Annotated in this window: 19 protein-coding genes; 13 read left to right on the forward strand and 6 right to left on the reverse strand. The window is 72.2% G+C overall.

Features of this window, described 5'->3' with window-relative positions; all coding sequences use genetic code 11:
* Positions 1-7 precede the first annotated feature (7 nt).
* Both HHX41_RS13520 and ald read left to right on the forward strand, forming a co-directional pair.
* On the forward strand, positions 8-1,390 hold the full coding sequence (locus HHX41_RS13520) for an aspartate aminotransferase family protein (protein WP_169982957.1): 1,383 nt from the start codon (positions 8-10) through the stop codon (positions 1,388-1,390).
* A 67-nt stretch (positions 1,391-1,457) separates the two neighbouring features.
* The gene (gene ald, locus HHX41_RS13525; protein ID WP_182906224.1) at positions 1,458-2,573 is read left to right on the forward strand and encodes an alanine dehydrogenase; all 1,116 of its coding nucleotides are present in this window, start codon (positions 1,458-1,460) and stop codon (positions 2,571-2,573) included.
* A gap of 67 nt (positions 2,574-2,640) precedes the next feature.
* On the opposite strand, the gene HHX41_RS13530 is transcribed toward ald, so the two are convergent.
* From HHX41_RS13530 to HHX41_RS41730, 3 genes are read right to left on the reverse strand one after another with little or no spacing between them, the layout of a single operon-like run.
* A complete protein-coding gene (locus tag HHX41_RS13530) occupies positions 2,641-4,113 on the reverse strand; it encodes an SEL1-like repeat protein (protein ID WP_182906225.1) in 1,473 nt (490 codons plus the stop codon).
* Between the two features lie 59 nt (positions 4,114-4,172).
* On the reverse strand, positions 4,173-5,309 hold the full coding sequence (locus HHX41_RS13535) for a sulfite exporter TauE/SafE family protein (RefSeq protein WP_182906226.1): 1,137 nt from the start codon (positions 5,307-5,309) through the stop codon (positions 4,173-4,175).
* Positions 5,310-5,311: 2 nt separating this feature from the next.
* A complete protein-coding gene (locus HHX41_RS41730) occupies positions 5,312-5,512 on the reverse strand; it encodes a hypothetical protein (protein ID WP_143737724.1) in 201 nt (66 codons plus the stop codon).
* A gap of 256 nt (positions 5,513-5,768) precedes the next feature.
* Between HHX41_RS41730 and HHX41_RS13545 the strand changes: the two genes are divergently transcribed.
* The 6 genes from HHX41_RS13545 to murQ all read left to right on the forward strand — a co-directional run bounded on the left by HHX41_RS13545 (position 5,769) and on the right by murQ (position 12,726).
* The gene (locus HHX41_RS13545) at positions 5,769-7,583 is read left to right on the forward strand and encodes an ABC transporter substrate-binding protein (RefSeq protein WP_182906227.1); all 1,815 of its coding nucleotides are present in this window, start codon (positions 5,769-5,771) and stop codon (positions 7,581-7,583) included.
* Between the two features lie 3 nt (positions 7,584-7,586).
* Entirely contained in the window at positions 7,587-8,594 is a 1,008-nt protein-coding gene (locus tag HHX41_RS13550; protein WP_310741972.1) for an ABC transporter permease, read from the forward strand.
* Between the two features lie 103 nt (positions 8,595-8,697).
* Positions 8,698-9,600 (forward strand): ABC transporter permease, encoded by a 903-nt coding sequence (locus HHX41_RS13555; protein WP_182906228.1) that lies wholly within the window; start codon positions 8,698-8,700, stop codon positions 9,598-9,600.
* Positions 9,601-9,602: 2 nt separating this feature from the next.
* Positions 9,603-10,634, forward strand: a complete 1,032-nt coding sequence (locus HHX41_RS13560) for an ABC transporter ATP-binding protein (RefSeq protein WP_310741973.1) — start codon at positions 9,603-9,605, stop codon at positions 10,632-10,634.
* Positions 10,631-11,683 carry an ABC transporter ATP-binding protein gene (locus tag HHX41_RS13565; RefSeq protein ID WP_182906230.1) on the forward strand — a complete coding sequence of 351 codons (1,053 nt, stop codon included), beginning with the start codon at positions 10,631-10,633 and terminating at the stop codon, positions 11,681-11,683. The genes HHX41_RS13560 and HHX41_RS13565 overlap by 4 nt, the downstream gene beginning before the upstream one ends.
* A gap of 44 nt (positions 11,684-11,727) precedes the next feature.
* Positions 11,728-12,726: an N-acetylmuramic acid 6-phosphate etherase gene (gene murQ, locus HHX41_RS13570; RefSeq protein ID WP_259400914.1), complete on the forward strand. Its 999-nt coding sequence runs from the start codon at positions 11,728-11,730 to the stop codon at positions 12,724-12,726.
* 99 nt (positions 12,727-12,825) lie between these two features.
* On the opposite strand, the gene HHX41_RS13575 is transcribed toward murQ, so the two are convergent.
* Positions 12,826-13,725: a MurR/RpiR family transcriptional regulator gene (locus HHX41_RS13575; RefSeq protein WP_169982965.1), complete on the reverse strand. Its 900-nt coding sequence runs from the start codon at positions 13,723-13,725 to the stop codon at positions 12,826-12,828.
* A gap of 244 nt (positions 13,726-13,969) precedes the next feature.
* Here HHX41_RS13575 and HHX41_RS13580 point away from each other — a divergent pair, with 244 nt between their 5' ends.
* Entirely contained in the window at positions 13,970-15,526 is a 1,557-nt protein-coding gene (locus tag HHX41_RS13580) for a glycoside hydrolase family 10 protein (protein WP_220504012.1), read from the forward strand.
* 174 nt (positions 15,527-15,700) lie between these two features.
* Here HHX41_RS13580 and HHX41_RS13585 read toward each other — a convergent pair whose 3' ends face one another.
* Positions 15,701-16,144 carry a helix-turn-helix domain-containing protein gene (locus HHX41_RS13585; RefSeq protein ID WP_169982966.1) on the reverse strand — a complete coding sequence of 148 codons (444 nt, stop codon included), beginning with the start codon at positions 16,142-16,144 and terminating at the stop codon, positions 15,701-15,703.
* 132 nt (positions 16,145-16,276) lie between these two features.
* On the opposite strand from HHX41_RS13585, the gene HHX41_RS13590 reads away from it, so the two are divergent.
* Positions 16,277-17,149 carry an aldo/keto reductase family oxidoreductase gene (locus HHX41_RS13590; protein WP_182906231.1) on the forward strand — a complete coding sequence of 291 codons (873 nt, stop codon included), beginning with the start codon at positions 16,277-16,279 and terminating at the stop codon, positions 17,147-17,149.
* Positions 17,150-17,221: 72 nt separating this feature from the next.
* On the opposite strand, the gene HHX41_RS13595 is transcribed toward HHX41_RS13590, so the two are convergent.
* Positions 17,222-17,935, reverse strand: coding sequence for a carboxymuconolactone decarboxylase family protein (locus HHX41_RS13595; RefSeq protein WP_310741974.1), 714 nt, complete (start codon positions 17,933-17,935; stop codon positions 17,222-17,224).
* A gap of 82 nt (positions 17,936-18,017) precedes the next feature.
* Between HHX41_RS13595 and HHX41_RS13600 the strand changes: the two genes are divergently transcribed.
* Genes HHX41_RS13600 through HHX41_RS13610 form a run of 3 tightly spaced genes read left to right on the forward strand, consistent with a single transcriptional unit; the run spans position 18,018 to position 20,811 of the window.
* Complete coding sequence (locus HHX41_RS13600; protein ID WP_182906233.1) at positions 18,018-18,662, forward strand: TetR/AcrR family transcriptional regulator; 645 nt, start codon at positions 18,018-18,020, stop codon at positions 18,660-18,662.
* A 19-nt stretch (positions 18,663-18,681) separates the two neighbouring features.
* Positions 18,682-19,971 (forward strand): anhydro-N-acetylmuramic acid kinase, encoded by a 1,290-nt coding sequence (locus HHX41_RS13605; protein WP_182906234.1) that lies wholly within the window; start codon positions 18,682-18,684, stop codon positions 19,969-19,971.
* A gap of 21 nt (positions 19,972-19,992) precedes the next feature.
* Positions 19,993-20,811 carry a MerR family transcriptional regulator gene (locus HHX41_RS13610; protein WP_182906235.1) on the forward strand — a complete coding sequence of 273 codons (819 nt, stop codon included), beginning with the start codon at positions 19,993-19,995 and terminating at the stop codon, positions 20,809-20,811.
* The last annotated feature ends 57 nt before the right edge of the window (positions 20,812-20,868 follow it).

Raw genomic sequence — 20,868 nt, forward strand, 5'->3', positions numbered from 1 at the left:
GGTTGCGATGACGCGCCCCGACGTACTCAAGGCCGCACAAGACAATCTCTGGATGCACTTCACGCGCCACTCCTCCTACGAGGGAGGGGAGGTGCCCATGATCGTGCGCGGCGAGGGCGCCTACATCTACGACATCCACGGCAAGCGGTATCTCGACGGCCTCGCCGGACTGTTCGTGGTCCAGGTCGGCCACGGCCGCGCCGAGCTGGCCGAGGCCGCCGCCAAGCAGGCCCAGGAGCTCGCGTTCTTCCCGCTGTGGTCGTACGCGCACCCGAAGGCGGCCGAGCTGGCCGCGCGGCTCGCGGAGCTCACCCCCGGCGACCTCAACCGCGTCTTCTTCACCACCGGCGGCGGCGAGGCCGTCGAGTCGGCCTGGAAGCTGGCCAAGCAGTACTACAAGATCAAGGGCAAGCCGCTGAAGACCAAGGTCGTCAGCCGGTCCATCGCCTACCACGGCACCCCGCAGGGCGCACTGTCGATCACCGGCATCCCGGCGCTCAAGCAGGTCTTCGAGCCGCTGGTGCCCGGTGCGATCAAGGCCCCCAACACGAACCTCTACCGCGCCGACGAGATCTCCGGCTTCCCCGGCCTGGAGAAGGACCCCGAGGCGTTCGGCCGCTGGGCCGCCGACCAGGTCGGCAAGGCCATCGAGATGGAGGGCCCGGACACCGTGGCCGCCGTCTTCGTCGAGCCGGTGCAGAACGCCGGCGGCTGCTTCCCGCCGCCCCCCGGATACTTCCAGCGGCTGCGTGAGATCTGCGACGCCCACGACGTGCTGCTCGTGTCGGACGAGGTCATCTGCGCCTTCGGCCGCCTGGGCACGATGTTCGGCGGCCAGAAGTTCGACTACCTGCCGGACATCATCACCTGCGCCAAGGGTCTGACCAGCGGTTACTCGCCCATCGGTGCGATGATCGCCTCGGAGCGGCTGTTCGAGCCGTTCAAGAACGGCACCGAGACCTTCGCGCACGGCTACACCTTCGGCGGCCACCCGGTGTCGGCCGCCGTCGCCCTGGCCAACCTCGACATCTTCGAGAGGGAGGGCCTGATCGAGCACGTCACGGCCAACGAGCCGGTGTTCAAGGCCACTCTCGACCGGCTGCTGGACCTGCCGATCGTCGGCGACGTCCGCGGCTCGGGCTACTTCTACGGAATCGAGCTGGTCAAGGACAAGTCCACCAAGCAGACCTTCAACGAGGAGGAGTCGGAGCGCCTGCTGCGCGGCTTCCTCTCGAAGGCGCTGTACGACGCCGGCCTGTACTGCCGGGCGGACGACCGTGGGGACCCGGTCGTGCAGCTCGCCCCGCCGCTGATCTGCGGCCCCAAGGAGTTCGACGAGATCGAGTCGATTCTCCGTTCGGTGCTCACCGAGGCGTGGGCCCGCCTGTAGACCGTGGAGCTCGTTCGGCCGGGTAGGGGGCGACCGTGACGAGTGACCGCCTGAAAGGACACAACTCATGAAGATCGGCGTGCCCGCCGAGGTCAAGAATCACGAGTACCGCGTCGCCGCCACACCGGCCGGCGTCCACGAGCTCGTCCGTCACGGTCACGAGGTCGGCGTCCAGCGCGGCGCCGGCCTCGGCTCCTCCATCACCGACGAGGAGTACCTCGCGGCCGGTGCCAAGGTCGTCGAGGGCGCCGACGAGGTGTGGGCCGAGTCCGAGATGATCCTCAAGGTCAAGGAGCCGGTCGCGGAGGAGTACCACCGTCTCCGCGCGGACCAGATCCTGTTCACCTACCTCCACCTGGCCGCCTCCCGGCCCTGCACCGACGCGCTGCTCGCCGCCGGCACCACCGCCATCGCGTACGAGACCGTCCAGGTCGGCAACGGGCTGCCGCTGCTGGCCCCGATGTCGGAGGTCGCGGGCCGGCTCGCGCCCCAGGTCGGCGCGTACAACCTGATGCGGTTCAACGGCGGCCGCGGCGTGCTCCCCGGCGGCGTGCCCGGCGTCGCCCCCGCCAAGGTCGTCGTGATCGGCGGCGGCGTCTCCGGCCTCAACGCGGCGCAGGTCGCCGTCGGCATGGGCGCGGACGTGACGATCCTCGACGTCAACATCGACCGGCTGCGCTTCATCGACGCCATCTACCAGGGCCGGCTGAAGACGCTGGTCTCCACGTCGTACGCGATCGAGCGGGCCGTGCTGGAGGCCGACCTGGTCGTCGGCGCCGTGCTCATCCCGGGCGCCAAGGCCCCGACGCTGGTCTCCAACGACCTGGTCTCCCGCATGAAGCCGGGCTCGGTGCTCGTCGACATCGCCATCGACCAGGGCGGCTGCTTCGAGGACTCCCGCCCGACCACGCACGACGACCCGACGTTCCCGGTGCACGAGTCGGTGTTCTACTGCGTGGCCAACATGCCGGGCTCGGTGGCCAACACCTCCACCTTCGCGTTGACGAACGCCACCCTGCCCTACGCCGTCAAGATCGCCGACAGTGGCTGGAAGGACGCGCTGCGCGGCGACGAGGCGCTCGGCCTCGGCCTCAACACCCACGCCGGCGTGCTCACCAACGAGCCGGTCGCGGCGGCGCACGACCTGTCGTACACGCCGGTCGCGGAGATCCTCGCCGCCTGACCGACACGTGGGGGATCAGCGCGGGAGTGCTGGCAAGCGCTGCCCGTCGCGAACGTGGAGTGATTTGTCAGGTACGACCGAGATCGAGGCGTCTGCGCAGGTCCCTCGCGGTGCCGAGCACATGCTCGACCTCGGCCGGAGTGGGCCAGGGGGCCGTGCCCGGCCGCAGCAGCGTGGCGCGCACCAGGCCGAGATGCTCGATGGCGGCCCGGTGCAGTCCGCTCGCCCGGGCGAGCCGCCCAACGGTGTCCGCCGGACCGGTCTCGTCCGCGTCCGGCAGGCCGCCGGCGGCCGGATCGCCCATGAGCGGGTTCCCAGTGACCAGGTCTCCGGTGACCAGATCCCACGTGCCGAGGATCTCGACCAGGTCCGCGGGCTCCGCCGCCGAATCGCCGCGCCTGCGCGCCGCCGCCACGGCGAGTTCGGCGCGCGCGGCCTGCCCGGGCTCCGCGGGCCGGCTCCAGTGGGGCGGGGGCGGGTCGAGCAGGCAGTCCTCGGCGTCCGGGGACGCGCCGAGCAGGGGCAGCAGCGTCCGCAGTTCGACCATCGCGCCGTGGTGCCCGAATTCGGCCGCCCGCCTGAACCAGTGGCGCCCGCCCTTCAGGTCGTTGTGCTCCGCGACGAGCAGCAGCCCGAGGCGGAAGGCGGCCTCGGGGTCGTCGGCCGCGGCCCGCTCGTACCAGTGGGCGGCCGCCTGCCTGTCGTCCATCCGGGCGCAGACGAGGCCGGCCATCCGCCGCGCGTCGGGCCGCCCGGTCCGCGCCGCCCGCTCGAAGCAGGCACGCGCGGTGGATAAGTCACCCCGGCCCAGCGCCAGGTCGCCGAGGCGGAAGGCGGCCCCGGGGTGGTCGGCGCGGGCGGCCAGCCGGTAGAACGCCTCGGCGCCCTTCTCGTCGCGGGCCGTGTGGAGGAGCAGAGCCATGTGATAGGCGGCCTCCGCGTGGCCGCCGCGTGCCGCGTACTCCCACCAGTGCAGCGCCTCGGCCTCGTCGCCCGCGGCGTAGCCCAGGAAGCCCAGGTCGTGGGCCGAGCGCAGGTCGCCGTCCACGGCCGCCCTGAAGTGCCAGCGCCGGGCGCCCATGCCGTCGCCCTGGTCCTCGCACAGCAGGGCCAGTCGCCGGGCCGCGTGGCGGGAGCCGTCCTCGGCCGCCCGCTCGAACCACGTGCGCGCCGCGTCGGTGTCGCCGCGCCGCTCCAGCAGCAGCGAGGCCAGGTTCGTCGCCGCGTCCGCGTCGCCGGTGGCCGCGGCCAGCTCGAACCAGCCGATGGCCTCCTCGGTCGTCCCGTGCGTGCGGTGCCACAGCCCCAGGTTGTAGGCGCTGTCGACGTTGCCCGCCCGCGCCGCCCGTTCCCACCAGTGCCGGGCGCCCAGTCGGTCGTCGCGCTCCGCGCACAGCCGGCCCAGCCGGTGCGCCGCGTCACGGTCGCCGTCGCGGGCCCTGTCGAGCAGGTTCGCCTCGGCCGGGTCCAGGGGTTCAGGGGTACGCGGGACCGGTATCCCGGGCCACGCGGTCGCCTCCGTCGCTCCCACTAGTGTCATGGGAGACAGGGTGACACGTAACCGAGTCGTCACGGAGGGTTATTGGTAAGACGTTGGTGTCATGGGACGCGCTCGAACCTGACGAAGCCCACGTACATTCCCATCCCGCAGGCGTAGCGCAGCCGCCCCTCCGGACGGGCCGCGAGCCGCACCACGCGCTCGCCGGTCACGGGGAGCACGACGTCGCGGTCGTCGATCGCGAGCGTGCGCGTGCAGCCCCGGTTGTCCCTCGTCCTGAAGGCGATCTCGACGGGCCGCCCGGCGGCGGCGACGGCGATGCCGGGCCGGAAACCCTCGGCGGTCGCCCAGACCGTGAGCCGCTGGACGCCGTCGGTCCCGGTGAGGGCGCGTCCCGCGGCGGCGGCGGGGGAGCCGAACTGCGCCTGGGAGAAGTCCGGCAGCCAGCCGCCGAGCCGCAAGCCGGAGCCGACGGTGAAGAGCCCGGCGGCCAGGGCCGCGATCCCCGCCAGGGCGGCCAGCCGGGTCGAGGCAAGCGTGCGCACCAGCAGCCCGAGGGCGGCGAAGGCGGGAGCGGTGCCGAGGGCGAGCCCCGCGAGCACGGCCGCGCCCCCGGACGCGGAACCCGTGGAGACGGCCACGACCTCCATGCCGACCGTGACGCCGCAGGGAACGAAGATCGTGGCCGCGCCCAGCCCGGCCGCCCGCACGAGAGTGGGGGAGCGTGTGCCGCCTCGCGTGCTCTTCAGCGGGGCGGCCGTGCCGGGAGATGCGGTCCCGCACGCGGCGGAGGCCGTGCGGCCGGGTGCGGTGCGCGGCGCGCAGTCGTGCCCGATGCCGACGGACGCGTGGTCCGGCGGGGGCCGCCCGCCCGGGGCGCGTGCGGGCACTTCCCCGGGCGGTGCGCAGCCCGCCTCGTGACGCCGGCGGAGCATCCGTACGGCGAGGACGACCACCACGGTTCCGGCGGCGACGAGCAGCGCCGCCCGGGTGCCCGGGCCGACCTGGACCGCCGCGCCAGCCAGCCCGAGCAACGCTCCGAGGGCGGTGTGGGCGGCGAGTCTGCCGGTCAGGAACGCGGCCACCGGAGGGAGGGCACGGGACGGGCCGGCCGCGTTCCCGGAGGCGTTCCCGGAGACGAGGCCGATGAGAAGGCCGCCCTGGACGGCGGCGCACGACGCCGTGCCCGCGGCGAGGCCGGCGGCGAGGCCCCCGGCGAACAGGGCGGCCGGGTTCACGGTCAGCCGGTGAGCGCGAGGTCGTCCAGCGCGCCGGTCTTCGCCGCCTCCACGAGCGAGCCGAGCTGGTCGAGGCTCATCTCCACCTTCTGGCCGAAGTCGTCGGTGATGACGACCTGACGCTCGGCCGGGGCGGAGGCGTCCACGAACAGCTCGGGGCAGCCGCAGCTGCAGTTGCCACAAAATCGGGCGATGGACTTCACGCCAGTCCTCCTCGTACGGCGGGGCCTTTCCTCGCAACGTAATGTGATCGCATGGAGGCGACCAGTAACAGTTCGCTGACCGGCCGGAGAGAAGTCCGCCACTCCCGGCGGCCGGTCGCGGTGCTCGGTTTCGCCGTGACCCGAATGAAGGAAAGTTGCAGAACCCTCACGAGTTTTGCAGATTATTGACCCGCCTGTGGGTCCGTGCTTAAGGTCCGGACAAGATCCGCATCAGAACAACCCCCCGGAGCGGTCAATGAAACGTCTGACAGCGGTCGCGGCGTTGCTCAGCCTCGCGGCCGTCGCGGCATGCAGCGGCGGCGGCACGAACGGGAACTCCACAGGCGGCGGTGGCGGCGTCTACACCACGGTGGATATCAACAAGCCGTCGCTCGACGTCAACGCGCCGATCAACCCGTGGAACCCCAAGGGCAACGCGTTCTGGGGCTACAACGCGATGAGGATCGCCTGGGCGAAGAACACCCTCACCGACCCGAACCAGTTCTATCCGGGCATCGCGGCGAGCTGGGACATCGCGCCGGACAACTCCTCCATCACCCTGCACCTGCAGCCGGGCAACAAGTGGTCCGACGGGCAGCCCGTCACCGCCGATGACGTGAAGTTCTCCATCGCGCTGGCCTACACCCAGGGCAGCACCGCCTTCGCGGTCGATCCCGGCGCGGCCGGCGCCGCCTCGGACGTCGAAGTCGTCGACGACACGACCATCAAGATCACCCAGGACATGAAGAACCCCAGCGTCACGTTCGTGCGCGGGGTCATGGACGCCTTCGTGGTGCCCCAGCACGTGTGGCAGAGCGTCGTCCCCGCCGACTTCTGGGACATGCTCAAGGCCGCCCGCGGCGACGGCCCGGAGGCGGAGGCGGCGCGCGGGCAGATCAAGGCGCTGTCGGAGAAGGTGCTCGCGTTCGCTCCGCCCCAGGACGTGTCGGCCGGGCCGTTCGTCCTCAAGCGGATGAACCCCGGCGAGGCGCTGCTGGTGAAGAACACGAACTTCTACAACGCCGCCAACGTCGCACCCGACCAGCTCAAGCTGCTCAACACCACCGGGAACGAGCAGATCTGGAACTACCTGACCTCCGGCACGCTCGACAACGCCCCGTTCACCGCGGTGCCCGCCGACGTGATGACGCGCATCAAGGCGACGCCCGGCAACCAGGTCGTCAAGGGCTACTCCCCGGTGGCCGTCTCGCTCGCGTTCAACCAGGCGAAGAAGCCGTACGACAACGTGCACGTGCGGCGCGGGCTGGCCTCCCTGGTCAACCGTGAGGAGGTCACGCGGATCGCCTCGCCGGAGGGCGGCACGGCGGCCGTGATCACCTCGGGCATCCACCAGAAGGCCGCCAGGGAGTGGCTCGGCGCCGGACTCGACGCGCTGGACCCGTACGAACTGGACCCGGCCAAGGCCGACAAGGAGTTCACGGAGGCCGGCCTGCAGAAGAAGGACGGCAAGTGGGCGCTGCCCGACGGCAAGCCCTGGAAGGTGACGATCCACATCCCGGCGCCGTTCTCCGACTGGGTCTCCGCGGCCAAGGCCATCACCAGCCAGCTCACCGCGGCCGGCGTCGACGCCGAGGTGGTGACCACCGCCGACTATCCGCTCTACCTGTCCGAGCTCTCCGAGGGCAAGTACGACCTCGGCTTCTGGCTCATCGCGCTCGGCCCCGCGCCGTACAACATCTTCCAGCGCCTGTACGGCACCTCCAACGGCTGGAACATCCTCGGCGGCAAGGTCAAGCACTCGGCGCCCGGCAAGGACGGCAACTGGATGGGCGGCCCGGAGACGATCGACGTCGACGGCGTCGGCACGGTCAACCCCGGCGAGCTGACCGCCCAGCTCAACAGCGTCAGCGGCGACGAGCAGAAGGCGGTCATCGCCAAGCTCGCCAAGGCGGCCAACCAGGACCTCCCGGTCATCCAGCTGTGGGACTACGTGAACACCCAGTTCGTCAACACCAACCGCTTCACCGGCTTCCCCGAGGACGAGAGCGACCTGCTGCGCCAGCCCTCCGGCGTCTGGATCCAGCTCGGCCTGATCAAGAAGAAGCAGTAGTCCGTGACGGTTCTCCTCCGGCGGCTCGCGGGCCATGTGGCCCGCGGGCTCGTCATGATCCTGGTCGTCACGACGATCAGTTTTCTGATCATCAGGAGCGTCCCCGGCGATCCGCTCGCGGCGCGCTACCAGAAGCTCGTCGAGCAGGGCATGGCCCCCGACGCCGCCCAGCGCGCGGTCGAGGCGTTGTACGGCTTCACGCCGAAGGGCGGCCTGTGGGAGCAGTACCTCGGCTACATGGGCGGCCTGGCCCACCTCGACCTCGGGCAGTCGCTGTCCGTGCCCGGCGCCGGGGTGTCGACCGTGCTGTTCTCGGCGGCCAAGTGGACCGTGATCCCGGTGCTCGCCGGGACGCTGCTGAGCTTCCTCGCCGGCGTCGTCATGGGCGTCTACGCCGCGATCAAGCGGACCGGCGTGCTCGGCGACCTCCTCGCGATCTCCGGATCGCTGCTGCACGGCGTCCCGCAGTACGTGCTGGCGCTGCTGCTGGGAGCGATCTTCACCACGCTGATCCCGATCCTTCCGGCAGGGGGCACGGCCGACATCGTGATCGATCCCGGCTTCACCGCCGACTACATCGGCTCGCTGGTCGAGCACGCCACCCTGCCGGTCGTCACGTACGCGCTGGCCGGTTACGGCGGGTGGATCCTCGCGATGAAGTCGAGTGTGGTCACGGTGCTCGGCGACGACTTCATCCTGGCGGCCGAGCTGCGCGGCATGAAACGGTCGATCATCTTCCGCTACGTCGCGCGCAACGCGATCCTGCCGCTGTTCACGATCCTGGCGCTCTCGCTGGGCCTGCTCTTCGGCGGCGCGATCTTCATCGAGCGCATCTTCAACTATCCCGGCCTGGGGCTGATGCTGATCGACAGCGTCAACAACCGCGACTATTCCCTGATGGGCGGGGCGTTCCTGCTCATCACGACGGCGGTCGTCGTCGCGAACATCGCCGCCGACCTGCTCTACACGGTCATCGACCCCCGGGTGCGCAGTGGAGAGGGGACGGCATGAGCGAGCGAAGCGAGCGAATCAGTGAACACAGCGAGCTGCCCGGCAGGGTCACCTGCGCGCCTCCGGCACGACGCCACCCCGAGCCGCCAGGCGAGGGGGTCGCATGACGAGCACGATCGTGCCGGAGACGGGCGCCGCCGCGGCCGTGCGGCGCAACTTCTGGCGGGGTGTCTGGCGGGTCATGCGGCGCAAGCCGAGCCGGATGGCCGGGGCGGTCATCCTCGTGGTGTTCGCGGTCATGGGGATCTTCGGGCCGCTGCTCTACCCCGACCCGCTGCCCCGCGACACGAGCGCGCTCTACGCCCCGCCGAGCCTGCGGCATCCGTTCGGCACGGACTTCGAGGGCACGGACGTGCTCGCCCTCGTCGTGACCGGAACACGGTACGTCCTGCTGACCGCCGTCGTGACGGCCGTCATCACGGTCGTGGTCGGCGCGGGCATCGGGCTGTTCGCGGGGTTCCGGCGGGGCCGCTGGGACACCGTGCTCATGCGGTTCACCGACATGAAGCTCACGATCCCCGGCCTGCCGCTGCTGCTGGTGCTGTCGACGGTGTGGAAGTTCACCGGCGCCGTCGAGATGGGCCTGGTGCTCGGGCTGCTCGGCTGGGGCGGCGTGGCCCGGGCCGTGCGGGCGCAGACGCTGTCGCTGCGCGAGCGCGGGTTCATCGAGGCCGCCCGGGGGCTCGGCCTGTCCACCACGCACATCGTCGGCAGGGAGCTGCTGCCCGGCATGGCCCCGTACATCGCGATGAACGCGCTCATCGCGGTGACCGGCGCGGTCTACGCGCAGGTGGGCCTGTTCTTCCTGGGCGTGCTGCCGTTCGAGGCGAACAACTGGGGGGTCATGCTCAACCTCGCCGTCTTCGGCGGCGGCGCGCTGACCACGACGGCCGCGCTGCCGTACCTGCTGGCGCCGCTACTGGCGATCCTGCTGCTCACGCTCGGCATCGTGCTGATCGTGGACGCGATGGACGAGATCTTCAACCCCCGGCTGCGGGAGGAGTGAACGTGGCCTCCGAGCAGGGTCCTCCCGGTGTGCGGATCCGCGGGCTGACCGTGGTCTACCGCACCCCGGCGGGAGAGCTCCCGGCGGTGTCCGGCGTCGATCTCGATCTGGCGCCCGGAACGATCACCGGAGTGGTCGGCGAGTCGGGCTCGGGCAAGTCCACGCTCGCGCTGTCGCTGCTCAACGCCGTCCAGCCGCCCGGCAGGATCGCGGCGGGCAGCGTCGAGATCGACGGCCTCGGCGACGTCGTGGCGCTCGGCGGCGAGGGGTTGCGGCGGGCCCGAGGCCGGCACGTCGGGTACGTCTTCCAGGCGGCGCAGAACTCCCTCAACCCGCTGAAGACGGTCGGCAAGCAGGTGCTCGACCTGGGGCGCTCGCACGGCGTCGAGGACATGCGCGGCCTGCTGGCCGACGCCCGGGGCCTGCTCGGCCGGATGGGCCTGGACGGCGCCCGGGTGCTCGACTCCTACCAGCACGAACTGTCCGGCGGCATGCGCCAGCGGGTCGGCATCATGCTGGCCCTGGTGCTGAACGCCCGCCTCGTCGTGCTGGACGAGCCCACGACCGCCCTCGACATGATCACCCAGGCGACGATCCTGCGGATCGTCCGCGAGGTGCACGCCGAGCGCGGGCTCACCACGCTCGTCATCACCCACGACCTCGGGGTGGTCGCCGAGGTCGCCGACCGGCTCGCCGTCATGTACGGCGGACGCGTGGTCGAGCACGGCCCGACCCGCGACGTGCTCGCCGGGCCGCGCCACCCGTACACGCGGGGGCTGCTCGGGGCCATCCCGCGTCTGGTCGGCGACATCGGCGAGGCGCGGGCCCTGCCGGGCCGCCCGCCGACGCTGGCCGACGTCCCGGCCGACGGGTGCGTGTTCCGCGACCGCTGCCCGCTGCGCATGGACGTGTGCGAGACCGGCAGCCCGCCCGTCGTCACCCGGGGCTCCCGGTCGGCGGCCTGCCATGCCGTACGGGACGACGAGGGGGACAGGCGGGCCGTGGCCGCCACGACGGGGGAGGACCAGGCATGATCGGCGGGACCGGCATCACGAAGACGTTCCGGCAGCGCGGCGGCGTGCTCGGCGCGCGGGAGGTCCCGGCGCTGCGCGGCGTGGACTTCGCGATCCCGAAGGGCGGGGCCGTCTCGTTCATCGGCGAGTCGGGCTGCGGCAAGACCACGCTCGGCCGGATCATCGCCGGGCTGGAGACCTGCGACGCGGGCGAGATCGTCATCGACGGCGTGGCGATGTCGTCGCTGAGCCACCGGCGGCGGCAGCCGTACTTCCGCCGGGTCCAGCTCGTCCACCAGGACCCGTACTCCGCGCTGAACCCGACGCGCACCATCCACCAGGCGCTGGCCGCGCCGCTCGCGCTGCGGGCGCGGCAGACGGGCCGGCCGCGCGCGTGGGCGGACGAGCGGGCCGGGGAACTGCTCGGCATGGTCGGGCTCGACCCGGGCTACGTGCTGCCGCGCTATCCCCACCAGTTGTCCGGCGGCATGCGCCAGCGCGTTGTGATCGCCCGCGCGCTGACCGTCGATCCCGAGGTCCTGGTCGCCGACGAGGCCGTCTCGATGATCGACGTGTCGCTGCGCCTGGGCATCCTCGCGCTGCTGAAGGACCTGCGCGAGCGGCTCGGGGTGAGCGTGCTGTTCATCACCCACGACGTGGCGACCGCCCGCTACATCGGCACGGACGGCGAGCTGTACGTCATCTACCGCGGCCAGGTGGTCGAGCGCGGCCCGGTCGAGACCGTCATCTCGGCGCCGGTGCATCCCTACACCCAGGCGCTGCTGTCGGCCATTCCGGTGCTGCACGGGCTGGAGTCGCCGGGCGAGCAGCGGGTCGTGCCGGTGGAGGCGTCGGGAGACCACCCGAGCGACGACACGAGCGGCCACCCGGGCGGCCACCCGAGCGACCACGCGGGGGGCTGCCTGTTCGCGCCGCGCTGCCCGTTCCGTACGGAGCGGTGTGAGCGGGAGCGGCCCGTGCTCGGCCACGACGGCGACACGCCGCAGCGGCACGCCTGCTTCCATCCCGAACGCCGCAGTGTGGTCGCCGTGCCGGTGAGCCGCCGGTGAGCCAGGGCGGCACGAGGGAGACGGATTCCAACGACGGGGACGAGATGACTGACCCACTGGCGGGCCTGTCCACCGAGCAGCGCGAGATGTACACCGAGCAGCTCTTCACCGAGCAGCTCTTCACCGAGCAGCTCTTCACCGAGCAGAGCGAGCTGTTCACCGAGCAGAGTGATCCGCGTTATCGCGAGATCGACCGGCTGCCGACCGAGGAGATCGCCCGGCTGATGAACGCGGCCGACGCCACGGTGCCCGGCGCGGTGGCCAGGGCCATCCCGGCCGTCTCGGCCGCCGTCGACGCCATCGTCGCCCGGATGGGCGGGGGCGGACGCCTCTTCTACGTGGGCGCGGGGACGTCCGGCAGGCTCGGCGTCCTCGACGCGTCGGAGTGCCCGCCGACCTTCGGCACCGACCCCGAGCTCGTGCAGGGCGTCATCGCGGGCGGCGAGGCCGCGCTGACCCGGTCGATCGAGGGCGCCGAGGACGACCACGACGGAGGAATGGCGGCCGTCGCCGACCAGGCCCTGGGCCCGCTCGACTCGCTCGTGGGGATCTCCGCCAGCGGCCGGGCGCCGTTCGTGCTCGGCGCGCTGGGCGAGGCCGCCCGCCGCGGGGCGCTGACCGTGAGCCTGTCGTGCAATCCGGGGTCGCCGCTGTCGGAGCGGGCCGAACATCCGATCGAGGTGGTCGTCGGCCCCGAGGTGGTGGCCGGCTCGACCCGGCTCAAGGCGGGGACCGCCCAGAAGCTCGTGCTCAACATGATCTCCACGATCGCGATGATCCGGCTCGGCCGGACGTACGGGAACACCATGATCGAGGTCTCGGCCGTGAACGCGAAGCTCGCGCGCCGGGCGACGCGGATCGTCGGCGACCTCACCGGCGCCGGGCCCGCTGCCGCGCGGGCCGCGCTGGAGGCGGCGGACTGGAACATCAAGGCGGCGGTGCTGATGATCGAGCGCGACCTCGGCCCTGACGACGCCCGCACGCTTCTGCGGGCCAACGGCGACCGGCTGGAGGCCGCCCGCCATGCGGGCGGCGCCGCCTGACGAGCTCCGGCCTTCCGTCAGGAGGGCCTGCCGGCCGGGCGGGGGAGCGGACGGTCGGGGCTTGGCCGTGGGCGGGCCGGCCGGGCGCTCGCGGAGTGGTCAGGCGCTACGGACGCGGCGGTGGGCGTCGCCGAGGTAGTCGGCGAGCGCGTCGCGGGTCGCCCGTAAGGCGGCGTCGGAGGTGTCGAACGTGCGCTGCGCGACGCCGACGAACACGCAGTCGACGATGAGGAGCTGGCTGATCCGGCTGGCCAGCGCGCCCGGCCGGAACGCCGTCTCGCGACCGGCGGAGACCAGGACGTGGCCGGCGATCCCGGCCAGCGACGAGCGCGGGTTGTTGGTGATCGCCACGACCGTCGCACCGGCCTTGCGGGCGACCCGTGCCGGGCCGAGCACGTCGGGTGTCTCGCCGGTGCAGCTCACCCCGACGGCGACGTCCCCCTCGCGCAGCAGCGCGGCGCTGGTGAGCGCGAGATGCGCGTCGGTGAAGTAGTGGCCGGGCAGCCCGATTCGCATGAGCTTCTGCGCCATGTCGGCCGCGACGAGACCGGAGGCGCCCACGCCGTACACGTCCACGCGGCGGGCGCCGGCGACGGCGTCCACCACCGCGCCGAGCCCTTCGGGACTGAGCTGCGCCGCCGTGTCGGCGAGCGCCTGCGACTCGGCCCGGGTGACCTTGGCGATGACGTCGGTCAGCGGGTCGTCCGGGGCGAGGTCGCCCGGCACGAGCCGTTCGGGGGTGTCCCTGGCCACGGCCGCGGCCAGCGCGAACCGCAGCTGTGAGTAGCCGGCGAAGCCCAGCGCCCGTGCGGTCCGCACGATCGTCGCCTCGCTGATCCCCGAGACCGCGCTGATCTCCGTGATCGTGCTGCGGGCCACCATGGCGGGGTCGTCGAGGATGAGACGCGCGATGGTCTGGGCGGCGGGGGTGAGCGAGGGCAGCACCGCACGCACCGTCGCGATCGGGTTGACCGGTGCGGCGCCCTCGTTCTCGTTCATCACCTGCAGCCTCTCCATTGCGCGATCAGCTTAGATCCACCCGCCCGCCGGCGCGGGACAACGGGATCAGAAGTCCACATGTCGAGACATGTGCGACGTGACCCGGCACGTCTGGCGCGTCTCCAACGAGGACCTCCTGGGGCAGATTACACGTCTATGACACTTTCTTTTATCGGCATTGATCTGAAAGTAAGTTTCTGCCAGTGTCGTGATCGCCGCATCCCCCCGGCTTTCGGAGGTCCGATTGAGCTCCCCCTCCCGGCGTTCCATGCTGCGCGGCCTGGCCCTCGCCGCCGCGGCGGCGAGCGTCCCGCTGCCCGCCCTCGCCGCATCCCCCGCTTCCGCCTCGCCCGCCGGGTACGTCCCGCCGCTGCGTCAGATGCGCGGCATGTGGATCGCCTCGGTCGTCAACATCAACTGGCCGTCCAAGCCGGGGCTGACGCCCGAGCGGCAGCAGGCCGAGCTCGCGGCCTGGCTCGACCTGGCCGTGGCGCGCCGGCTCAACTCGGTGTTCGTGCAGATCAGGCCGACGGCCGACGCCTTCTGGCCGTCGCCGTACGAGCCGTGGTCGCAGTATCTGACCGGCGTCCAGGGGCAGGACCCGGGCTACGACCCGCTGGGCTTCGCCGTCGAGGCCGCCCACCGGCGAGGGCTCGCGTTCCACGCCTGGTTCAACCCGTACCGCGTGTCGATGCGGGCGGACCCGGCCGCGCTGCATCCCGATCACCCCGGCCGCCGCCACCCCGAGTGGATCGTCCCGTACGGCGGCAAGCTCTACTACAACCCCGGCATCCCCGAGGTCCGCGCGTTCGTGCAGGACGCGATGATGGACGCCGTCACCCGTTACGACATCGACGGTGTGCACTTCGACGACTACTTCTACCCGGTCAACACCACGGCGTTCGACGACAGCGCGGCCTACGCGGCGTACGGCGCGGGCTTCCCCGACCTGGCCGCCTGGCGGCGGAACAACGTCGACCTGCTCGTCCGGGAGATGCAGCGGCGTGTGCGGCGGGCCAAGCCCGAGGTGATCTGGGGCATCGGCCCTTCGGGCATCTGGCGCAACAAGGCCACCGACCCCCTCGGCTCCGACACCAGCGGCGGCCAGTCGTACGACAACCTGCACGCCGACACCCGGGGCTGGGTGAAGAAGGGCTGGCTCGACTACGTCGCGCCGCAGCTCTACTGGTACATCGGCCAGTCGAACGCCGACTACGCCAAGCTCGTCCCCTGGTGGTCCGACGTGGCCGCCGGCACCGGGGTGCAGCTGTGGATCGGCCAGGCGGCGTACAAGGCGGGGACGGCGGGGCAGCCCGCCGAGTGGTTCCAGCCGGACGAGCTCGCCCGGCACCTCACGCTCAACCGGGACCATCCGGAGGTCGGGGGAGACATCTGGTACAACGCGGCCGACGTCCGCGACGACCGGCTCGGCTCGATCAGCGCGGTCGTGAGCGGGCACTACACGCGGCCCGCGCTCGCGCCGCTGCTGCCCAGGCTCGCGGGCGGCGAGCCGCCGCGCCGTCCCGTGCTCGCCTCGGCCCGGCGCGTGAGCGGGGGCGTGGAGTTGCACGTCGAGGCGACGGGACCCCGCGCCCCGTTCCAGTTCGCCGTCTTCCGGTTCGACCGGCCCGCCCGCCGGCAGGACTTCGCCGACGCGGCGCACCTGGTCGCCGTCGTGCCCGCGGGCAGGCACGTCCGCTGGGTGGACCCCGACGGCGTGCCCGGCCACCGTTACCACGTCACGGCGGTGGACCGGGCGTCCCGGCAGAGCGAGCCGAGCCGCGAACGCAGGGTGAATTGAGCAGGGTGAATTGAGCAGGGTGCATCGAGCAGGGTGAATTGAGGAGGGCGCCCTGAGCGGGGCCCACGGGTCGGGGCGCCCTGGCGGGGCGTGCGGCACGGCGCGCCACGGCTCCCGGCAGACGGTGTCCGGGCTGTCAGGCGGTGTCCGGACTGCCGGGCGGTGTCCGGGCTGTCAGGCCGTGCGGGTGTCGTACGTCGCGCGGTTGGCGAGCACGTCGTCCATGTGCGCCTCGGCCCAGGTCTTGAGGCCGCGCATCATCTGGTGCAGAGACAGACCGAGGTCGGTCAGCTCGTAGGTGACCGTGACGGGCACGGTCGGCGTCGCGGTGCGCGTGATCAGACCGTCACGCTCAAGGGAGCGCAGCGTCTGGGTGAGCATCTTCTGGCTGACGCCGGCGAGCAGGCGGGACAGTTCGGAGTAGCGCATCGGCCGGGGCTCACCGCCGCAGTCGGCGCCTCGCTGACGCGCGCTGTCGCCGCCCAGCGCGGCCAGGACCAGCGTGACCCATTTGTCGGAGATCCGGTCGAGCAGCTTGCGGCTTGGACATGCCGCCAGGAAAGCGTCATATTCCGCCTTGGCCTGCTCCCTCTTCTGGGCCGCCGTCATCGTCGCCATCGACCGCTCCTCTAACCCGGGGGTGCCCTACGCACTCCGAAGTGCGTACTTCCCGTCAGGAAGTTACCTATCCATACTGCAGCAGGGGGGCCGTGAGGCACCACCATTCAGCTCACCACGAAAGACAGAGGCATGAGCACGCTCTCCATTTCGCTTCCCGGCGGCACCTGGACTCTGGGCGACCTGACCGTCACCCGGTTCGGCTACGGCGCCATGCAGCTCGCCGGCCCCGGGGTCATGGGCCCGCCCGCCGATCGTGACGGCGCGCTGGCCGTCCTGTGCGAGGCCGTCGACCTCGGCATCACCCATATCGACACCGCCGACGCCTACGGGCCGCGCGTCACCAACCAGCTGATCCGGGAAGCGCTGCACCCGTACTCCGACTCGCTGCACATCGTGACCAAGGTCGGCGCGATCCGCGACGAGCAGGGAGGCTGGCCCCCGGCCCGCCGGCCCGAAGACCTGCGCCGCGCCGTCCACGAGAACCTCGAAGCTCTCGGCCTCCAGACGCTGGACGTGGTCAACCTCCGGCTCGGCGACGCCCAGGGCCCCCGGCCCGGCTCGCTCGCCGAGGCGTTCGAGACGCTCGTCGACCTCCAGCGGCAGGGCCTGATCCGCCACCTCGGCGTCAGCAACGCGACGGCGGAGCAGGTCGCCGAGGCACGCTCGATCGCGCCGATCGTGTGCGTGCAGAACATGTACAACCTCGCCCACCGTCAGGACGACGAGCTGATCGACGAGCTCGCCGAGCAGGGCATCGCCTACGTGCCCTTCTTCCCGCTCGGCGGCTTCAGCCCGCTGCAGTCCTCGGCGCTGTCGGCCGTGGCGGCCCGGCTGGACGCGACGCCGATGTCCGTCGCCCTGGCCTGGCTGCTGCGGCGGTCGCCGAACATCCTGCTGATCCCCGGCACCTCGTCGGTGGCGCACCTGCGCGAGAACGTCACCGGCGCCGGGCTCTCGCTTTCCGACGAGGACCTCGCCGAGCTGGACAAGATCGGCCGCTGAGAGCCCGCCCTATCGGTCCCGCCCGTTCTGCCGGCCCGTACGGTCAGGCGGTGCGGGCCGGGGCGTACGGGATCAGCGGGCGGGAGCGGGCTCGGCGAGGCAGGCGTTGAGCGCCTTCCACGCCTGCCATGCCCGTGTCGCCCCGAACTGCGCGTTGAAGCGCAGCACGGCCCGCACGTCCTCGTGTGACGCGCCGGCCCCGAGGGCGCGGCCCACGTGGATGCGGAACGTCTCGTCCAGTGTCTGGTAGTGCACGTCGACGCTCATCGTCATGAACGCCCGCTCGCGGACGCTCAACGTGCCCGGCCCCTGGACACCCCGCATGCGCGACTGCAGGTCGAAGTACTCCAGGAAGTACGGGTCGAGCCCGCTCAGCTCGGCACGCACCGGCTGGGGCAGCGGGGTCGGCGCGGCGCCGGGGCCGGTCTCCACCAGTTCCCGGGGCAGTGACTCGGCGTCCGGGCGGGGCAGCCCGGCCGCGGCCTCGATCTCGGCGAGCCGCTCCAGTGCGGCCAGCGCGGCGGCGTACCCGCTGTCGTAGGAGATCAGGCGCAGCAGCGCCCGCATGTCCGCGGTGGACAGGCCGCGCCGCAGGCCCTCGCGGACGTGCATCTCGAACGGCAGGCCGAGGGCCGGTTGGCAGACGTCCGCCACCAGGGCCAGGAAGACCTTCTCGCGGTCGGACAGCTCGGGCACCGCCCAGCAGTGCCCGACGCTGGCGGCGGCCATCTGGGCGAACACCGGGTCCAGCCCGGTGATCACGTCGAAGTCGGTCGGAGTTTCCACGGACACAGGATTCGCTCCCTTTGTGAACGGCTGTAGCGCTACGACTGTAGCGTGATGTCTCTCCTCATACAATGGGCCGGTCATGGAAGCCACCCCGACTCCGACACCTGGGCCCCCGACTCCCGCCGCCCGCCGCCGTCCGAACGCGCGCGGGCAGGGCGAGCGGCTGCGCGAGGAGATCGTCGCGGCGGCCATGCGGATGCTCGACGACCTCGCCGACGACGAGGCGCTGTCGCTGCGGGCCGTGGCGCGCGAGGTGTCGATCGCGGCCACCTCGGTCTACCTGCACTTTCCCGACCGTGACGCGCTCGTGCTCGCGGTGTTGCGGCGCTGCCACGAGGAACTGGTGCGGGCCGGCGACGAGGCCGACGCGGCGCAGGAGGACCCCGCAGGGCGGCTGCGGGCGCGCATCCTCGCGCAGGCCGCCTGGGCACACGAACATCCGGGCCTGTACAAGGTGCTGCACGAGAGCGCGGTCCACCGCCGGCTCGGCATGCCGTTCAAGGAGGTGCTGGTGGCCAGGACCACGGAGGCGGTCCAGCGCTGCATGGACGCCGGGATCGTCCCGCGCGACGACGCCGCCACGGTCGCCATCGACCTGCGCACCGCCGTGAACGGCATGTTGTCGCAGCGGATCAACGAGCCCGACCTGCCCTGGCCGCCCGCGGAGGAGCAGATCGACCGATTCCTCACCAAGCTCGTCGGCCTTCCGCCGAGAGCCGGCTAGCAGTTCTCGCGAGGTGGGCATGCGCGTGCTCGGGCTGATCTCGGGGACCTCCCACGACGGGATCGACTGCGCACTCGTCCGCTGGTCGGCGGACGGCGACCTGCTCACCGGCGTCGTGGAGCACACCGGCACGGTGCCGTACCCGCCCGGCCTGCGGGCCGCGATCGTCGCCGCGCTGCCGCCGAACCGTACGGACATGGGTGAGGTCTGCCGTCTCGACACGCTCGTCGGACAGGCGTTCGCCGAGGCGGCGGCGGGCTGCCCGGCCGCCGACCTCGTCTGCTCGCACGGGCAGACGCTGTATCACTGGGTCGAGGAGGGGCGTGTGCGCGGGACGCTCCAGCTCGGCCAGCCCGCCTGGATAGCCGAACGTCTCGGCGTCCCGGTCGTGTCGGACCTGCGGGGGCGCGACGTGGCGGCCGGAGGACAGGGCGCGCCGCTCGTGTCCGCCTTCGACCTGCCGCTGCTCGCCGGATTGCGCGAGCCCTCCGGGCCGCACGGCTCGCCCGAGCCGCCGGAACCCCCTGATCTGCACCAGCCCACCGAACCCCCTGAGCCGCAGGGGCCGCGGGGGCTGCCCGGATCGCGCGGGCCGGCTGCTTCGCCCGGTCGCGCGGGCGCCCTCAACCTCGGCGGCATCGCCAACCTCACTGTGGCTCCCACGGCCGGCGAGCCGCCGCTCGCCTACGACACCGGCCCGGCCTCGGCGCTGCTGGACGCGGCGGTGCTCGACGCCACCGGCAGGCCGTACGACGAGGACGGCAGGCTGGCGGCGGCGGGGAGGGTGCACGAGGGGCTGCTGGCCGAGTTGCTCGCCGAGCCCTACTACCACCGGGCGCCGCCCAAGACGACGGGCAAGGAGCTGTTCCACGCGGGCTACCTGGAACGGGTGGCCGGGCCGTACGCGCTGGGGCTGCCGGATCTGCTGGCGACGCTCGCGGCGCTCACCGCCGAGACGGTCGCGGCCGAGATGCGGCGGCACCGGCTCGGAACGGTGGTCGTGTCCGGCGGCGGGGTGCGCAACCCGGCCCTGATGCGCGCCCTGCGCGAGCGGGCCGCAGGTGCGCGGCTGCTGCCGAGCGACGACCTCGGCGTGCCCTCGGACGCGAAGGAGGCGATCGCGTTCTCCTACCTCGGCTGGCTGACCGCGCACGGCCTGCCCGGCACGGTGCCCGCCTGCACCGGCGCGGCCGGATCGCGGGTGCTCGGCACGATCACCCCCGGGCGCGGCCCGCTGCGGCTGCCCGGACCGCTGGACGCGCCGCCTCGGAGCATCCGCATGGGCACTGTTGACCCTGACACGGTGTGAGGCGCTGGAATCGGCCACACCATGTTCACCATCGGAGACTTCGCCAGGCATGGCCGCGTGTCGGTCCGCATGCTGCGCCACTACGACGCGATCGGGCTGCTCCGCCCGGCCCACGTCGATCCCGCGAGCGGCTACCGGTTCTACGAGGCGGGTCAGCTCGCCCGGCTCAACCGGATCACCGCGCTCAAGGACCTGGGCTTCACGCTCCGCCAGGTGCGGGAAGTCCTGGACGAGCGGGTGAGCGCCGAGGAACTGCGGGGGATGCTGCGGTTGCGGCAGGCGGAGCTGGAGGCGGCGATGGCCGCCGCGACGGCACGGCTGGCCCAGGTCGAGGCGAGACTCCGGACGATCGAGAGTGAGGGACACATGAACACCGACGACGTGGTGGTCAAGCGCATCCCGGCCGTCCGGGTGGCCGAGCTGAGCGCCGTGGCGCGCAGCTACGAGCCGGAGGACATCAGCCCGGTCGTGGGCCCGCTGTTCGACGAGTTGTGCCGCAGACTGGCCGAGGCCGGGGTGACCCCGGTGGGGCCGGGGATCGCCTACTACGAGGACGTCCCCGGCGGCGACGGCATCCTCGCGCACGCCGCGATGCCGGTCGCGGTGGCGACGGAGGACGGGCACGACTTCGCGGTCGTGGACCTGCCCGCGATCGAACGGGCGGCCACGATCGTGCACCGGGGGCCGATGGACGACGTCCTCCCGACCGCGCAGACGCTGGCGCAGTGGATCGCCGACGGCGGTGACCGCTCCGCCGGGTACGCCAGGGAGCTCTACCTGGAGGCCGGGGAGGACCCCGCCCGGTGGGTCACCGAGCTCCAGGAGCCGCTCGCCGGCTAGAAGGGCCACGTGAAGGCCGCCTTCCACGCACGCCGGTGCGGATCGAGGCCCACCCCC

The organism is Microbispora sp. H13382 (assembly GCF_014161445.1).
In the GTDB taxonomy this organism is placed as follows: domain Bacteria; phylum Actinomycetota; class Actinomycetes; order Streptosporangiales; family Streptosporangiaceae; genus Microbispora.

Excerpts from the sequence above, each read along its gene's own strand:
- HHX41_RS13565 (WP_182906230.1), top strand. The coding sequence starts at position 10,631 with ATGATCGGCGGGACCGGCATCACGAAGACGTTCCGGCAGCGCGGCGGC.
- ald (WP_182906224.1), top strand. The coding sequence starts at position 1,458 with ATGAAGATCGGCGTGCCCGCCGAGGTCAAGAATCACGAGTACCGCGTC.
- HHX41_RS13610 (WP_182906235.1), top strand. The coding sequence starts at position 19,993 with ATGTTCACCATCGGAGACTTCGCCAGGCATGGCCGCGTGTCGGTCCGC.
- HHX41_RS13555 (WP_182906228.1), top strand. The coding sequence starts at position 8,698 with ATGACGAGCACGATCGTGCCGGAGACGGGCGCCGCCGCGGCCGTGCGG.
- HHX41_RS13585 (WP_169982966.1), bottom strand. The coding sequence starts at position 16,144 with ATGGCGACGATGACGGCGGCCCAGAAGAGGGAGCAGGCCAAGGCGGAA.
- HHX41_RS13545 (WP_182906227.1), top strand. The coding sequence starts at position 5,769 with ATGAAACGTCTGACAGCGGTCGCGGCGTTGCTCAGCCTCGCGGCCGTC.
- murQ (WP_259400914.1), top strand. The coding sequence starts at position 11,728 with ATGACTGACCCACTGGCGGGCCTGTCCACCGAGCAGCGCGAGATGTAC.
- HHX41_RS13605 (WP_182906234.1), top strand. The coding sequence starts at position 18,682 with ATGCGCGTGCTCGGGCTGATCTCGGGGACCTCCCACGACGGGATCGAC.
- HHX41_RS13520 (WP_169982957.1), top strand. The coding sequence starts at position 8 with ATGACGCGCCCCGACGTACTCAAGGCCGCACAAGACAATCTCTGGATG.
- HHX41_RS13530 (WP_182906225.1), bottom strand. The coding sequence starts at position 4,113 with ATGACACTAGTGGGAGCGACGGAGGCGACCGCGTGGCCCGGGATACCG.
- HHX41_RS13590 (WP_182906231.1), top strand. The coding sequence starts at position 16,277 with ATGAGCACGCTCTCCATTTCGCTTCCCGGCGGCACCTGGACTCTGGGC.
- HHX41_RS13575 (WP_169982965.1), bottom strand. The coding sequence starts at position 13,725 with ATGAACGAGAACGAGGGCGCCGCACCGGTCAACCCGATCGCGACGGTG.
- HHX41_RS13600 (WP_182906233.1), top strand. The coding sequence starts at position 18,018 with ATGGAAGCCACCCCGACTCCGACACCTGGGCCCCCGACTCCCGCCGCC.